At 43.1% G+C, this 16,098-nt stretch carries 12 protein-coding genes and 1 pseudogene; 10 read left to right on the top strand and 3 right to left on the bottom strand.

Annotated elements, in window-relative coordinates; genetic code table 11:
• Window positions 1-258: 258 nt before the first annotated feature.
• From O9324_RS27440 to O9324_RS05410, 4 genes and pseudogenes are all read left to right on the top strand, one after another.
• A pseudogene (locus tag O9324_RS27440) lies at window positions 259-429 on the top strand (IS1634 family transposase); the annotation flags it as partial.
• A gap of 496 nt (window positions 430-925) precedes the next feature.
• On the top strand, window positions 926-1,519 hold the full coding sequence (locus O9324_RS05420; RefSeq protein WP_307719611.1) for an alpha/beta hydrolase: 594 nt from the start codon (window positions 926-928) through the stop codon (window positions 1,517-1,519).
• Window positions 1,516-2,856, top strand: a complete 1,341-nt coding sequence (locus O9324_RS05415; protein ID WP_288139654.1) for a 16S rRNA (cytosine(967)-C(5))-methyltransferase — start codon at window positions 1,516-1,518, stop codon at window positions 2,854-2,856. Before O9324_RS05420 ends, O9324_RS05415 begins: the two co-directional genes overlap by 4 nt.
• Window position 2,857: 1 nt before the next feature.
• A complete protein-coding gene (locus O9324_RS05410; protein WP_288139653.1) occupies window positions 2,858-3,268 on the top strand; it encodes a tellurite resistance TerB family protein in 411 nt (136 codons plus the stop codon).
• 68 nt (window positions 3,269-3,336) lie between these two features.
• Here the strand turns inward: O9324_RS05410 and O9324_RS05405 are convergent, their stop codons facing one another.
• Both O9324_RS05405 and pruA read right to left on the bottom strand, forming a co-directional pair.
• Complete coding sequence (locus O9324_RS05405) at window positions 3,337-4,971, bottom strand: alpha-D-glucose phosphate-specific phosphoglucomutase (RefSeq protein WP_288139652.1); 1,635 nt, start codon at window positions 4,969-4,971, stop codon at window positions 3,337-3,339.
• A gap of 440 nt (window positions 4,972-5,411) precedes the next feature.
• On the bottom strand, window positions 5,412-8,381 hold the full coding sequence (gene pruA, locus O9324_RS05400) for an L-glutamate gamma-semialdehyde dehydrogenase (RefSeq protein ID WP_288139651.1): 2,970 nt from the start codon (window positions 8,379-8,381) through the stop codon (window positions 5,412-5,414).
• 174 nt (window positions 8,382-8,555) lie between these two features.
• On the opposite strand from pruA, the gene O9324_RS05395 reads away from it, so the two are divergent.
• On the top strand, window positions 8,556-8,684 hold the full coding sequence (locus O9324_RS05395; protein WP_288139650.1) for a hypothetical protein: 129 nt from the start codon (window positions 8,556-8,558) through the stop codon (window positions 8,682-8,684).
• A gap of 121 nt (window positions 8,685-8,805) precedes the next feature.
• The gene (locus O9324_RS05390; protein ID WP_002767386.1) at window positions 8,806-9,990 is read left to right on the top strand and encodes an NAD(P)H-quinone oxidoreductase subunit H; all 1,185 of its coding nucleotides are present in this window, start codon (window positions 8,806-8,808) and stop codon (window positions 9,988-9,990) included.
• A 118-nt stretch (window positions 9,991-10,108) separates the two neighbouring features.
• Here O9324_RS05390 and O9324_RS05385 read toward each other — a convergent pair whose 3' ends face one another.
• The gene (locus O9324_RS05385; RefSeq protein ID WP_287628093.1) at window positions 10,109-10,294 is read right to left on the bottom strand and encodes a hypothetical protein; all 186 of its coding nucleotides are present in this window, start codon (window positions 10,292-10,294) and stop codon (window positions 10,109-10,111) included.
• A 123-nt stretch (window positions 10,295-10,417) separates the two neighbouring features.
• On the opposite strand from O9324_RS05385, the gene O9324_RS05380 reads away from it, so the two are divergent.
• From O9324_RS05380 to O9324_RS05365, 4 genes are all read left to right on the top strand, one after another.
• On the top strand, window positions 10,418-11,803 hold the full coding sequence (locus O9324_RS05380) for a hypothetical protein (protein WP_288139649.1): 1,386 nt from the start codon (window positions 10,418-10,420) through the stop codon (window positions 11,801-11,803).
• Window positions 11,785-12,756: an AAA family ATPase gene (locus O9324_RS05375; RefSeq protein WP_288139648.1), complete on the top strand. Its 972-nt coding sequence runs from the start codon at window positions 11,785-11,787 to the stop codon at window positions 12,754-12,756. Before O9324_RS05380 ends, O9324_RS05375 begins: the two co-directional genes overlap by 19 nt.
• 8 nt (window positions 12,757-12,764) lie before the next feature.
• Window positions 12,765-15,485 carry a formylglycine-generating enzyme family protein gene (locus tag O9324_RS05370; RefSeq protein WP_288139647.1) on the top strand — a complete coding sequence of 907 codons (2,721 nt, stop codon included), beginning with the start codon at window positions 12,765-12,767 and terminating at the stop codon, window positions 15,483-15,485.
• Window positions 15,486-15,540: 55 nt separating this feature from the next.
• A partial coding sequence (locus O9324_RS05365) for a hypothetical protein (protein WP_288139646.1) occupies window positions 15,541-16,098 on the top strand: 558 nt, incomplete at its 3' end.

Raw genomic sequence — 16,098 nt, 5'->3', positions numbered from 1 at the left:
TACAGCTACATCAAATGTTCCAAAAAAATATAGAAGAGCTAATGCAAATTAGCCGCTATCGGTTGAAGGATTACATCAAAGGACAAAGAGCTATATCGCTTGCCCTATCTACCTTCTAGCTCGCTTGTCCCCCTCTCAGGGGTTTCATGCTTCAACCCAACCTACGTTCATCTTATATTTAATTCCACCCACCTACTTAAATCAGCAGGAGAATTCTCCACAACTAATTTTTCTAGTTCTTGTTTAAAACATTAAACATTAAATACTTCTTTAGATAAACCAACTTTAAGATGGATATCTCAGGTTTTACAGGAGATTCATTTAGTAAAAATTAATGCTCAAAGCCACATCAGTAATTTAACTGAGGAGATTCTTGATATTCTTCAATATTTTTCGATTTATTGCCAAAATTACTACCAAGTAAGTTGAGAATCAAATTGAGCAAATTCAGTTTAAGCCAATCCCAGAAAAAACTTTTTCTCCGAAAAGTGTCTAATAAATTAGGACACCTTAGTTTAACTATGTCTAACTTGAGCGATCCTTGCTTCTGTCAAATTATTCTTGGTGAAGTCAGATGTAAAAATTCTCTAATCTCAACAAATTTTGTCGGTTCAATCAGTTTTTCTTGGTGGCGTTATTGCGACTTAATCATAAAGTGCGGAATGTGGGTCTTAAGATAGACAACAGAATTTATGTCCGACTACTTAGAACAGATTTTCAGTCAGTTTGAAGATAATCTGTTTATTCCCTTTGCCGACCCCATCCGCTATTTAACTGGAACAGTCGAACATTGTTGATTACTGGTTACTAATCACTGATCACTGAAAAGACTCCCCCACACCCATCTCACTGCCGGGAAAATCGCTATAGAATAGAGATAAAAAAGAATTGCGAGGAAAAAACTCTGTCTTTTAACCCGATTGTCATTCCCCCTTCCCCGGAAAATCCCGCTCGCTATCTAGTGATCATGCTGCACGGTTGGGGTGCTGATGCCATGGATCTGGCCCCCCTTGCATCGATGCTGGATCTGGCTGATTGTCAATTTTTGTTTCCTAATGCTCCCTTCGATCATCCCCAAGTACCGGGGGGACGCGCCTGGTATGCGTTAGAAACCTCCGATTATCAAGGTTTAGTCGCTAGTCGTCAACAGTTGCACGATTGGATTATTTCCCTAGAAGCAACTACCGGTATTCCCCTAGAGCGGACTTTTTTGACTGGTTTTTCCCAAGGGGGAGCGATGACGCTGGATGTGGGTTTATCCTTACCCTTGGCGGGATTGGGTTCCTTGAGTGGTTATCTGCACAGTGAACCCCATCCCCAAGGACCACAAAATGTCTTAATTGTTCATGGTAAGCAGGATCCCGTCGTTCCTATCGCTGCCGCTCGTCAAGCCAGGGATTTACTGCTTGGTTTGGGGGTTAACGTCGAATATCACGAGTTAAATATGGGCCACGAAATCCCGATTCCGGCGCTGACTATATTACGCCAATTCCTCCGCAATCGTCTAGAAACTGCATGAATAATGCTCGTCAGCTGGCTTTGCTGATTTTACGGGATATCGATCGCTCCTCCGCCTATCCCGATCGCGCTCTTGATCGCCATTTGTCCGCTAGTTCCTTAAATTGTCTTGATAAAGCCTTGACAACGGAGATTGTTTATGGTATAATGCGCCGACAAAGAACTCTGGATGCGCTGCTCGATCGCCTGGGGAAAAAAACCGCGGCCCAGCAACCCCCGGATTTACGGCGAATTCTCCATATTGGTCTTTATCAACTGCGTTATCTATCCCAGATTCCCCCATCAGCGGCGGTGAATACGGCGGTAGAATTAACTAAAATCAGTCATTTAGGCAAATTAGCGGCGGTGGTTAACGGAATGCTGCGGCAATATCTCCGTTTAACTGCTAATGGCGATGATCCTTTAATTTTGCCAGAAAATACCGCTTCTAGATTGGGGATTCTCCACAGTTTCCCCGATTGGTTGGTGCAATTGTGGTTAGATCGCTTTAGTGTTACGGAAACGGAACAACTGTGTCAATGGTTTAATCGCTCTCCTGACCTCGATATTCGGATTAATCCCCTGAAAACTAGCCGAGAAGCCCTAGAAAATGAGTTAGAATCAGCCAATATAACTTTTAATCATCTTAAGTTACCTCTAGCTTGCCGTTTAACCTCTGGTTTAGGCAATATTGAGCGTTTAGAGGGATTTCGAGCCGGAAATTACACCCTACAGGATATTAGCGCCCAATTAGTCACTTATCTACTCGATCCCCAGCCCGGAGAGACAATTATCGACGCTTGCGCGGCACCGGGGGGAAAAACCACTCATATTGCCGAATTAATGGGCGATCGAGGTAGAATATTAGCCTGTGATCAAACGGCATCCCGTTTACGACAGTTAGAAGCCAATATTAAAAGATTAGACTTAAAAGCGATCGAAATACATCTAGGGGATAGTCGCGATCGTCCCCAGTGGTGCGGCATCGCCGATCGTGTACTAATCGATGCTCCCTGTTCAGGATTGGGAACCCTGCACAAGCGTCCTGATATACGTTGGCGACAAACACCCGAAAATTTACCTGTACTAGCCAAACGACAGGGGGAACTTTTAGCCTCGGCTGCCACTTGGGTAAAACCGAAGGGAATCTTAGTTTATGCCACCTGTACCTTAAATCCGTTAGAAAATGAAAGAGTGATCGAGCAGTTTTTAGCCGCTCATCCCGATTGGAAAATGGCCCCTCCTGACTCTAATTCATCTTTCTCAGAATACTATACAGAAACGGGAGCGATCGAAGTGTTACCCCATCGACATAATCAAGACGGTTTTTTTATGGCTAAGTTAGTCAAGGAAGTGTGAGATGAAAAATAAACAATTACTGAAAATTCTCATCGGTGTTGCTTGGATTGATGGTGTGATTCAACCATCAGAAAGAAGTTATTTACGACAGGTAGCTGTGAGGGAAAAACTTGATGATGATCCAGAGATTAAACCACTATTATCGGAACTAAAACCAGTTAAAACCAGTGAATGTTATCGATGGTTAGAGTCCTATTTAGGCGATAATCCTAGTCCAGAAACCTATCAATATCTACTAACATCGATTAGCACTTTAATCTATAGCGATGACGACGTGGACGTACAGGAAGCAAAATTATTAACTAAAGTGCAGAGTTTTGATCCGACTCACGATAGCCATCGATCGATGTTAGATAAATTAGTGACGGGAATTCAGAAATTGTACCACAAAGCAATTACTGAAAGTAATTAGGGAGTGGCTATCAGTGGTCAGCAGGTCAAAAAATTCCCCGATAAAAACTGATAGCTTCTTCCTAGATTTTAGGTAATAACCGTGGGTTTTTCTCGTCCAGTAGATTGACGAATTTGACCGATTTCTTCAGCTAAATCAATTAAGGGTTGTAGGGCCTTTTGGGTGTCGATATCGTGTTTACTTGCGTCCGGTTCATAACTTTCTAGATAAACCCGGAGAGTTGCTCCTTTAGTTCCCGTACCCGACAGACGGTAAACAATCCGAGAACCATCGGTAAAACCAATGCGAATACCTTGATTTTTACTGATACTACCATCCACGGGATCGGTATAGCTAAAATCATCGGCATATTCCACTTCATAGTTACCAAATTGTTGACCCTTAAGGTCTAAAACCAACTGCTGGAGACGTGCCATCATCTCTTTGGCCGGTTCTAAGGCGACTTCTTCGTAATCATGACGAGAATAGAAATTACGACCAAATTCTTGCCAATGACTGCGAACAATTTCCTCTACAGATTCCCCTTTAACTGCCAAAATATTTAACCAGAAAAGAACCGCCCATAAACCATCTTTTTCGCGAATATGATTGGAACCCGTGCCGAAACTTTCCTCACCGCAAAGGGTTGCTTTCCCCGCATCCAACAAATTACCGAAGAATTTCCAACCGGTGGGAGTTTCATAACAGTCAATTCCTAGTTTAGCCGCTACGCGATCGGCCGCCGCACTGGTGGGCATCGATCGCGCCACTCCTGCGATACCATTTTGATAGCCTGGTACTAGATGAGCGTTGGCAGTTAGTACAGCTAGACTATCACTGGGGGTAACAAAAAAATTCTGACCGAGGATCATATTGCGATCGCCATCTCCATCGGAAGCAGCCCCAAAATCGGGTGCATCTTGACCAAAGAGAATTTCTACCAGATCATGGGCATAGACTAGGTTAGGATCGGGATGACCCCCACCAAAATCCTCTAGGGGAATACCATTTAACACTGTACCCTTGGGCGCGCCTAAACGCTGTTCAAATAGAGCATAAGCGTAGGGACCCGTCACCGCATGGAGAGAATCCATGCACATTTTAAACTTACCAGAAGTGAGTAGGGCCTGAATGCGATCGAAATCAAAAATCTTTTCCATCATTTTGACGTAGGGAGTAACCGCATCGATCACTTCCACATCCATAGTTCCCAGTTTAAAGGAACCGGGGCGATCGAGGTTAATATCGGCCCCTGAGAGGATGTTATAACTGCTAATCACCTTCGTCTCGGCATAAATTGCATCGGTGATATTTTCCGGGGCCGGTCCACCGTTAGTAATATTGTACTTAATGCCAAAATCCCCCTCTGGACCGCCGGGGTTATGACTAGCGGAGAGAACAATACCGCCAAAAGCGTTATTTTCGCGAATTAACCCAGAAATAGCGGGAGTGGAGACAATACCATCGGTTCCCACGAGGATTCTACCGATACCGTTAGCGGCAGCGATTTTCAGGATAGTTTGAATAGCTTGACGGTTATAATAACGACCATCTCCACCGACAACTAGGGTTTGACCCTCGATACCGTCTAAAGTATTGAAGATAGCTTGAATAAAATTTTCCAGATAATGGGGTTGTTGAAAAACGGGAACGGATTTTCGCAGTCCGGAAGTCCCCGGTTTTTGGTCACTAAAGGGTTTTGTGGCAACGGTTTCAATCGTCATAGTCTTTTCTTGATAGGCCGACGCAATTCTCAACTTAAGTATATAGCAGTAGGTTGACAGCCAAGAAATCAGGTAAGAAAGACAACAGTTGGGGAGTCCCCTGTCATACTAAATCCTGTTTAAAAAGTCTAGGACAGTGGGGAGACCACTTCGTGCGCGTTGCGGGGGGAGATAGGGAGATAGGGAAGTGGGGGAGTGGGGAGATAGGGAAGTGGGGGGAAGAGAAAACAAATAGAAATATTCTCCTGACGACCGACTCCTGATTCCTGCGTAACGCACAGAAAACGGGTTTCTCGGAGAAACCCGTTTTCTACTCATGCAGAAGGCAAAACGGAGAATAAATAATCAGTTTTTAATAACTGGATTTATTATTAGCCGATAATTTAACCCGATTTGGGGGTAGAAACCCCCAATAATCGCCAATTTTAGCTATAAATCGCTTAATCGACCCCTTCAATCGGTGCAAATCCCTGACGTTGAATATTCTCGCTGATGTGACGAGGTTCGAGGAATTGCAGCAGATAATCCGGACCCCCTGCTTTGGAACCTACCCCCGACATCTTGAAACCCCCGAAGGGTTGACGGGAGACAATCGCACCGGTGATTCCCCGGTTAATATAGAGGTTTCCCACTTCAAATTCCTGCATAGCTCGGTTAATATGGGCAGGAGTGCGAGAATATAAGCCACCGGTTAAAGCATAGTCGGTTCCGTTAGCCACAGCTAAAGCTTCCTCGAAATTACTCACTTTGATAATCGCCACCACCGGACCAAAAATCTCCTCCATCGCTATTACCGCATCAGGGGGAACATTTTTAAAGACGGTGGGACTGACGAAGTAACCCACTTCTGGAATTGGCATTTCTAGGGCTAATTCTGCCTCTTTTTTGCCAGTTTCGATATATTCCCGAATTCTTGCTTGAGCTTTCTCGTCGATAACCGGTCCTACTTCCGTACTCGGTAAATCCGTCGGCCCGATATTGAGGGACTTGGTAGCCTCGACAAAGCGATCCACAAAGCTATCATAGACGCTTTCCAGAACGATTATCCGCGAACAGGCCGAACATTTCTGGCCGGTGTAGCCAAAAGCGGACTTAACCGCACCGACAACGGCCTGATCTAAATCGGCACTCTCATCGACAATTAGGGCATTTTTGCCGCCCATTTCGGCGATAACTCGTTTTAGGTGTTTTTGACCCTTTTGCACGATAGAGGCATCTGTATAGATGCGACAGCCCACTTCTCGTGAACCGGTGAAGGCGATTAGGTGAACATCGGGATGGCTAACTAAATGCGCCCCCACCTGGGAACCTTTACCCGGGATATATTGGAAAACTCCGGCAGGAATACCCGCTTCTAGGAGAATCTCGGCAAATTTCGCCGTAATCACCGAAGAAGTCTCAGCCGGTTTCAATAGCGTGCAGTTACCTGCTACTAAAGCTGCTACTGTCATCCCAACTGCGATCGCTAGAGGGAAATTCCAGGGAGAAATCACCAAAGCAATACCCCGGGGTTGGTAGGAATAACGATTATTCTCGCCTGCCACGTCGAAATTATGCCCTAAATCCAGTCTTTCCATCTCCGAGGCGTAATAACGGCAAAAATCGATCGCTTCTGACACTTCCGGATCCGCCTGTTGGATAACTTTGCCCACTTCCAAACAAATCCAGGCCGATAACTCGTGTCGTCGCGCTTCCATCAAATCTGCCGCTTTTCGCAGTATTTCGGCTCTTTTAGCCACTGGGGTGCGTTTCCAAGCAGGAAAAGCCTGTTTCGCCGCTATGATCGCTTTTTCTGCCTGTTCCACCTCAATTAAGCCTACTTTTCCCACTATTTCCTGCGGGTTACAGGGATTAACGGAATTAATTTGAACATTGGTGGTGACGTATTCGCCGTTAATTAAGGGTAAATAGGTCTTACCAAGGGAATTTTTGACAAAAGTAAGAGCTTGACTCGCTTCATTTCGTAATTGCTCGTTGGCATAATCTGTATCGGGGGCATTAGGAAAACCGGGGATAATCGGGTTATCATTGCCTAAAACCCGGGGGGCTGCGATTAAATCTTCCACGGGACGATCCTCCAAATTTTGCCGTAGGAAGGAACTATTAGCGGTATTTTCTAATAAACGGCGGATTAGGTAGGCCATACCGGGTAAAAGTTGTCCGTAGGGGGAATAAACCCGCACCCGATGACCCCGCTTCACTAAGGCTTTGGCTAATTGGTCGCCCATGCCGTACAATACCTGCATTTCAAAGCGACGACGGGGAATTTCTAAACTTTCTGCGATCGCACAGGCCAAGGCTTGCGATCGCACGTTATGACTACCGATAGCAGCGTATAAATATTGATGATTTTCCAATAATAACCGCGTCATCCGTTCATAATTGGCATCAGTGGCTGATTTTTCGTTATATACCGGCTGTGGCCAATGATTTTGGCGAGATTTAATCGTTTCCTGATCCCAGTAAGCGCCTTTGACTAGCCGGACAGTCAGGGGATAACCGCGCTGTTTAGCCCAATTAATTAAATCTTGTAAATCTTGGGCAGAATCTCTTAAATATGCCTGTAGGGTGATACCAATATCGGTACGACTGCGAAATTCTTCTTCTAGGAGTAATTCTTTCAGGATAGCCAGCGTGAGGTTTTTATAAACGTACTGTTCCATATCAAAATGGACTGCTACCCCTAACTCCTGAGCGCGTCGCAATAGTAGGCGAATGCGATCGCATACTTTCTCCTTACTGCCAATGGGATCTATGGGATCAAACTGAGAATAAAAAGCAGTTAGCTTGACAGAAACCTGCACTTGTGGTAATAAGTCGCCGTCCGCTTCATCAATTTGGCTAACTTTATTCCATTTGGTTGCTTCTTGAGCCAAATGGGTCATTAAATCCAGATAACTTTGTAGATAAACTTGGGTTTCCGCTTCAGTAATTACCGCTTCACCGAGGAGATCTATAGTAAAAGCCATTTTTTCCTTGCGCAGACGGGTGACAGTGCGAGTAATTTGCCCTAGGTCTTCCCCGGCGATATACTTACGAGCTAAGGTTTCTACGGACTTACTGATCACACTGGCGGCCGTTTGAGCCGGTAGGGAGTTAGGATCACTAAAGTTGAGGATACTTTTCAGCGCACTGGGCAGTTCTACGGAAGCATCACCGAGGTATTGTTGGAGATGATTAGCGATCTCGGCATTACTGCGTAAAGCGGGTAAACAGTCAATAAAACGGAATAATTGTACTCGTAAATTGGGGTTAGACATAGCCCAATCGAGTAATTTATCATCCCAACGCATTTGATCCTGTAAAGCAGACCAAAGACCTTTTTTTTCGCGAGTTTCGGCTAAAAGTTGTCTAGCGATCTCTTGGGTTTTGGTTTCGTAGTTTTGAGTTGAGTCGATTTGGATAACCACGGTGATTCAAGTAAAAAAAATTATCAACGGGATTCAGCTTTCAGCAAGCTAACGTCAGCCTTCAGCCTAAAATTCAGTTTTTGAGCTTTTTCAGCTTATTGCCGCTCTTAATAGCTCTTTTCTCTGGTTTATATTCTTACCGAAGGACTAATCAAAGCTAATAGCCGATCACTTTTGCTGAACACTCTATTGTACTCGATCGAGCGGGGAAGTGGGGGTGTAGGGTGTGGGGAAATGGGGAAGTGGGGAAGTGGGGAAGTGGGGAGAATAAATAAAAATAATCTCCTGTCTCCTGATTACTAATTACTGATCACTGATTACTGATTACTGATCACTGATTACTGATACCCGATAGTCCTTGTGTATTGTCGAAGCGTTTACCTATAATAACTTTAAAAAGATTTTCGGGATCATCGGTAGCCCTATGGCAAAAATTGAAACGAGAACAGAACCCATGGTTTTAAACATGGGACCCCATCACCCGTCAATGCACGGAGTTTTGCGCTTAATCGTCACCCTTGACGGGGAGGACGTGATTGACTGTGAACCCGTGATCGGTTATCTTCATCGGGGCATGGAAAAAATTGCCGAAAATCGCACTAATGTCATGTACGTTCCCTACGTTAGTCGTTGGGATTACGCCGCAGGGATGTTTAATGAGGCGATTACGGTCAATGCTCCCGAAAAATTAGCCGATATCGCCGTTCCCAAACGAGCGCAATATATCCGGGTGATTATGTTGGAACTCAACCGCATCGCTAACCATTTACTCTGGTTAGGCCCCTTTATGGCGGATGTAGGCGCACAAACTCCCTTTTTCTACATTTTCCGGGAACGGGAGATGATTTATGACCTCTGGGAAGCTGCCACGGGAATGCGGTTAATTAATAATAATTATTTCCGTATTGGTGGCGTGGCGGTAGATTTACCCTACGGATGGGTGGATAAGTGCGTGGATTTCTGTGACTATTTTGACCCAAAAGTGGACGAATACGAGAAATTAATCACTAATAACCCGATTTTCCGCCGTCGTATTGAAGGGGTAGGCTGCATTACCAGAGATGAAGCGATTAACTGGGGTTTATCCGGTCCGATGTTACGCGCTTCTGGGGTGAAATGGGATTTAAGAAAAGTTGACCATTACGAGTGTTACGACGATTTTGACTGGGAAGTGCATTGGGAAACCGCCGGCGATTGTTTTGCTCGTTATCTGGTGCGGATTCGGGAAATGCGCGAATCGGTGAAGATTATCCGGCAAGCACTGAAAGGTTTACCCGGTGGTCCCTACGAAAATCTGGAAGCGAAACGGATGGCAGAAGGGAAAAAATCAGCTTGGAATGATTTTGACTATCAATATATCGCCAAAAAAGTCGCCCCCACTTTTAAGATTCCTAAAGGTGAACATTATGTGCGCTTGGAAAGCGGTAAAGGGGAATTAGGTATCTTTATCGTCGGTAATGATGATGTTTTCCCTTGGCGTTGGAAAATTCGGGCCGCCGATTTTAATAATCTTCAAATTCTGCCTCATATCCTCAAAGGGGTAAAAGTTGCCGATATTATGGCGATTTTAGGCAGTATTGATATTATTATGGGGTCAGTCGATCGCTAAATCTCTTTCAGGGTGGGTTATCTTATTAACTCACCCTCGTTTTAGCCCAGTCTCATGAAAAAAGCACATCGGCCTTTATTTCAGGTAATGCGCTTAAATCCCTAGCATTTATCTTCATTTACTGGAGGTGAGTGTTTTTCCCCGCTTCCAATTGAACCTCAGTGATAGGGGGAATCTCGCTTTGGGGAATCTTTAACTCTCCCACTTGAACACCCAAACTAGCCAAGGCAGTTAAAGTGGTGATGATGCGGCAAATCACGTCAATGTCCGCTTTATGTTTTTGCCAGAAATTTTCCTTTTTCATATTTACTCCTGTCCCCCTATAGCTTGTTTTTTGAGGACAAGTTGATTAAAATGCTTTAAGCAAATGCTGGCAAAAGGGGATCAAAAAGTGGATCAGATGGTAGGTTGACGTTTGACGAGATTTATGTTAAGGTCTGGCGAAATCAGATTATCGGATGAAGATGTGGAAACCCTTCGTAAGGCTAAAGATGCTTATAAGGGAACCTATTCTTGTGCTTCGGAGAAAACAGAGCAAATATTAATAGAAGCAAGTCGATGGTTACTTGAGGCATTTCTCGAAGAATACCGTAGTCGAACAGAAACTTCCAGTTATACCATTCGATTAAATGTTTTGAAAGCTTGGATGACAGAATCTCAGCCACAATCTGGAGCAACTAAAGAGGTTTTAAAACCAAAGGGTAAGAAATTGTACTTACAAAATAAATCTAAGTTTCAAGGATTTGAAAATGAGAAGAAAAGAGCGTACATTAATCAAAATAAAATAAATACAACCAGAATTGAAGATATTAATGATAATTCAATTCATTTAACCTTTTATGAGGATATAAACCATTTATTAAATGAGTCTATTTTAAAGGTAATTGGCATATCTGGAGATAGTTTGCGGTTTTGTACTGAAAAAAAATATGGACTAGGAAAAAAAGGAAGACCCTCTAGACAGTCTTATATTGTTCAAGCTTATTGCGAAGTATTAGGACTAGATTTTGACAGCTTACAATGTTGTCAAATTCATCATCAAAACCCAAAAAATCAACGAACAAATAATGAAAAAATTTATCATGTTTTGACAAAATTTAATTATACTAATCTAGTAAAATTTACCAGTTCAATAGCCGCTAAACCTTTACGAGAAGGCACTATTTATATTCCCCCTTGTCCTCATCAATATCGTTTTTGGTGTTTACATCGTTTAGAAAAAGAAATCTTGATCACTAATAATTTGCCCGTTAAAACCATTGTTTTTAAGTTTCAAGGAGATGGTCAGGAAGAATGGGATAACTATAGTCTTCATGAACATTTTTTAAATAATTCTGGAGGAATTAAAAATTTAAAAGCTAATAATTTTTGTTTGATTTTTGAAGGAATTGATTGTGCAGACTTTGACCGTTTAAAGGACATTGATTCGTTTTGGCAAAATTTAACCAAAAAAGCTAGTAAAATACAAAATAGTCCCATTCCGGGCTTTTTATTAATGATTTGGTTAGATTTAGATAATGAAAAAAGTAATGATTGGAGAGATACGGACAAATTATCAGAATTTCCTATTCACCGCTTACAGATTGACTCTCGCTTTGAACAACGGTCTTTTCAGGAAATTATTCCTACTTTTGCTCAACAACTTCAGTTGGGTTGTGACTTACAGGATGAAACCACAGAATTATTTAAATATACCTTGCAGGAATTATGGGAAAATAGCAATCAAGGCAACATAGAAGACACACTGAAAGCTTTTTATCAACAATTTAAAGGACAATTATCGAGGGAAAATAGATGGCTAAACTATCCTTAACCTACACGGGAAAAATTCAACCAAAATCGGATCTTTATTATGAACCGATTCAACAGAAAATTTATCCCTATGACGCAGGTGATGAGTTAATAGAAGTTGTTAACTTGGCTATTGAATTGGGAATGCCTTTGTTACTAGAAGGTGAACCGGGATGTGGCAAAAGTCGTTTAGCTCATGCCTTAGTTTATGAATTTAATTATCGTCAGGAAAGTAATCCTATAAAATATTATGAGTGGATAGTTCAATCTACAAGTAAAGCGGAAGATAGTCTCTATCAATATGATTATATTGGTCGTTTACAAGCTGCTCAAATTAGCGGAATTTTAAGCCAAAAAAAAACAGAAGAATCTTCTTCTGAGCAAAAAAATCCAGCTACTTCAAAGGATTGGGTTGATTTAAAAGCCTTGGGTAAAGCATTTAAACAAAGTCAAGATAAGCAAGAACAATCGGTAGTATTAATTGATGAAATAGATAAAGCAGATCGAGATTTTCCCAATGATTTACTTTTAGCCATTGAATCTCGTCGTTTTTTCATTAAAGAAACAGGAGATTTAATTCAAGCAAATGATCAAGCTTTTCCTCTGATTATCATTACCAGTAATCAAGAAAAAAACTTACCCAATGCTTTTCTGAGACGTTGCATTTATCACTATATTGAGCTACCAAATCAAGAAAGATTAAGAAAGATATTAACCGAACGGTTTACCGACGCTCAACAAGAGGTTATCATCAAAGCAGTGGACCGTTTTTTGGAAGTGAGAACATCACAAGACGAGACTAAATCTGAAGGAGAAAAAAAAGTTAGCACGAGTGAATTAATAGCCTGGTTTAAATCGTTACTCAAGTACAAACCTGAAGAAATTATCGCCAAATTAAAAGAGGACAAATTACCCCACGCTAGTGTTTTACTAAAAAGCCGTACTGATTTACAAGATTATGGAACAAGAGGTTAAAAAAGCCAATGACATCCCCCCTACTTGACCTATTTTATCAACTCAGAGACGAACAAGGATTTCTGCTGTCTATTGAACAATATTATCGGGTGGAAAATTACCTGATTCAAAAACTCGCCAATGATTCTGATATTGCTATTCAAGAGAATCCCAACTTAGAGAATCCTAAAATTAAACTTCTTTGTCAAGCTTTATGGGTTAAATCTCTAGAAGAAAAACAAAAGTTTGATCAGGCCTGGACAGAGATGCTACAATTCCAACCAGAAATAAATACAGAAATAGCCCAAAAAACACCTATTCGCCATCCAGAAGAATCGATTAGCAAAATCATAAACCCGATGGATGATAGGGAATCTCCCTCATTAGAAATTACCCCTCCGGGGGATACACAAATAGCACCAGAGACTTCATTTCCACAAATTGCCACAGCTATTGAAAAGCGAAAAAAAATCACATTCCTAGATAATCCTGATTATTATCCTATTGGCATCGCTAAGTTACAAGAAAGTTGGCAGCAACTGCGTCCATTACCCCTAGAAAATCCTCGACAAACTTGGGATATAAAAGCTACGGTGATGGCAACGGCTAAACGAGGTTTTTTTGATCAAATAATTTACCAAAAGAAACAACTTTATCGCCGAGAAATTATTATTTTTATTGATTGTTCTGACTCGATGATTCCCTTTGCAGGATTTGGTCGGATAATGAAGCAAACTTGGGCAAATGTTCCCCATTTTTACTTTGATAATTTGATTAGAGACGAGGTTTTACGACAAGAAAACGGTTGGGAAAGTCAATCTTTAACCAAAGTTCTCTCTAACTATTCTCCGGAAGTAACCAGTTGTCTAATTCTTAGTGATGCGGGTGCCGCTAGAAAACGTTATGTAGAAGAGCGCTTGAGCGCAACAGAAACCTTTATCCGACGATTTAGCCGAAGATTTAGCCGAGTCGCATGGTTAAACCCCTTACCCTATCATCGATGGTATGGGACAACTGCGATCGATATTGCTGATTTAGCTGAAGATATACCCAATTTTTCCATGTTTGAACTAACCACAGAGGATTGGGAAAACTTGATAACATGGCTAAAAGAAGAAGCTATCCCACCCCGTCATTTTCCATTTAATCCTAATCAGTTTCAACAAGGGGATAATTGGGATGAGGATGAAGATTTTTTTAGCGCAAAAAGCCGTTTAAGATTATTTGAAGAAGAAAACGAACTAAACACCAAAGAACTAGCGCAGCGAGCGGCTTTTCCCCTTGGTTTATCTCCTAATTTACTTTATTATCTGCGTCAACATCAAGATAAAAATAATCAAGCTCCTTGGTATGCGATCGCTGATATTTTACTCTCCAGTTTAGTCCGCAAAATAGATCGAGAACTCTATGAAATGTCTCCCGATGTTCGTAAACTACTATTAGAAAAATTAACCCCAGAGGAACTCAAATCTCTGGCCTATCAGTTACAAACCTATATTCAGGAACAAATCGGTGATTATTGCTCAAAATCGGTTTATTGGCAAAATCAACAATGGTTAGCTCTTGCCTACCTAAAACCCAGTCAAGCAGTCAACGAAATCAAACAGGTACTAGCAGAAGCTATCAAAAATAATAACCGAGTGCGTCTTGTGAGATTGACAGCTTTATTAAAAAATATATCGGCTGCTTTAGCCGATTATGAACCCTTATTATTGCTTAATGAACCGATTGCCGCCTATTCTAGAGGGGATTTAAACCACGTTGGCAATGTCCTTCAACTTTCCCCAGAAGACGAGGGAACCCCACAAAAACGTTTAATAGACAAGGTAGCCGCTATTGTTCCCTACGATGAAAACCTTTTTCTTTTTACCGCAGAAACGGTATTGGTTAATAAAACAGGCCAAGTTATCGAGAGAAAACCTGTTAAAGCCTATTTTTACGATGAAAACCTTCCAGAAGTTGGCAACCGGAAAGAAGCTCAAAACTATATCCGCATGATGTATATTCCCCAAGGAGAATTCTGGATGGGAACGGAAGATGAGGAAATCGAAAGACTGGTTAAAAAATTTGGTTGGGACGGATTTAGAAGTGAAAGACCACAACACCTAGTCAAAGTCCCCGCTTTCTACATGAGTCAAACCCCGATTACCCAAGCTCAGTGGAGAGCTATCGCCGCAACCGCTAAAATAGACATCGATCTAGAACTAGAGCCTTCTAACTTCAAAGGGGATGAGCTACCCGTAGAAAGAGTCAACTGGTATCAAGCAACAGAATTCTGTAAACGACTATCAAGGGAAACAAAACGGGAGTATCGGCTACCGAGTGAGGCGGAATGGGAGTACGCTTGTCGTGCTGGAACCACCACCCCATTCTACTTTGGGGAAACCATTACCGGGGAATTGGCTAACTACAATGCTGGCTATACCTACGCCGGGGAAGCGAAGGGAGAATATCGACAACAAACGACTCCCGTGGGACAGTTTCCCCCAAACGCTTTTGGACTGTACGATATGCACGGCAATGTCTGGGAATGGTGCGCCGATACTTGGCACGATAATTATGACGGTGCGCCGACGGATGGCAGTGCTTGGATAGAAAAGGGGAATGATAATCTTTCTCCTCTGCGGGGCGGTTCTTGGTGCTTCGATCCAAATAGCTGCCGTTCCGCTTACCGCATCTACGACAACCGCCGCGACAGCTACTACTTCAACGGTTTTCGGGTGGTGTGCGGTGCTGGGAGGACTCTGTAACCGTTTTTCTCTTTTTTTCCCGCCCAAAGGCCGGTCGATTTTGTAGGGGCGAACTGTGGTCAGTGAGTTTATCGAACTGCGTTCGCCCACCGGCAATAATCGTCCCACCGGCAATTATCGGCCTGCCCGTTTTTTGGGGATTTGGGGCGATTTTTGGGTTATTTGGGCGCACGCAATGCGCCCCTACGGGTTTTTGGGGTTATTTGGGCGCACGCAATGCGCCCCTACGGGTTTTTGGGGTTATTTGGGCGCACGCAATGCGCCCCTACGGGTTTTTGGGGGGTTGGGCGCACGCAATGCGCCCCTACGGGTTTTTGGGGTTATTTGGGCGCACGCAATGCGCCCCTACGGGTTTTTGGGGTTATTTGGGCGCACGCGATGCGCCCCTACGGGGTTTGGGGGTGATGTGGTCGCCCGCCTTGCGCCCCGACGGGTTGGGGGGGCGTTGGGCGCACGCAATGCGCCCCTTCGGGTTTGTTGGGTTATTTGGGCTCACTCAATGCGCCGCGCCGGGTTTTGGGTGGGTTGGGCGCACGCAATGCGCCCCTACGGGTTTTTGGGGTTATTTGGGCGCACGCAATGCGCCCCTACGGGTTTTTGGGGTTATTTGGGC

The organism is Microcystis sp. LE19-84.1B (assembly GCF_027531875.1).
Taxonomy (GTDB): Bacteria; Cyanobacteriota; Cyanobacteriia; order Cyanobacteriales; family Microcystaceae; genus Microcystis; species Microcystis panniformis.
This window is presented reverse-complemented; position numbering and strand designations above follow the sequence as displayed.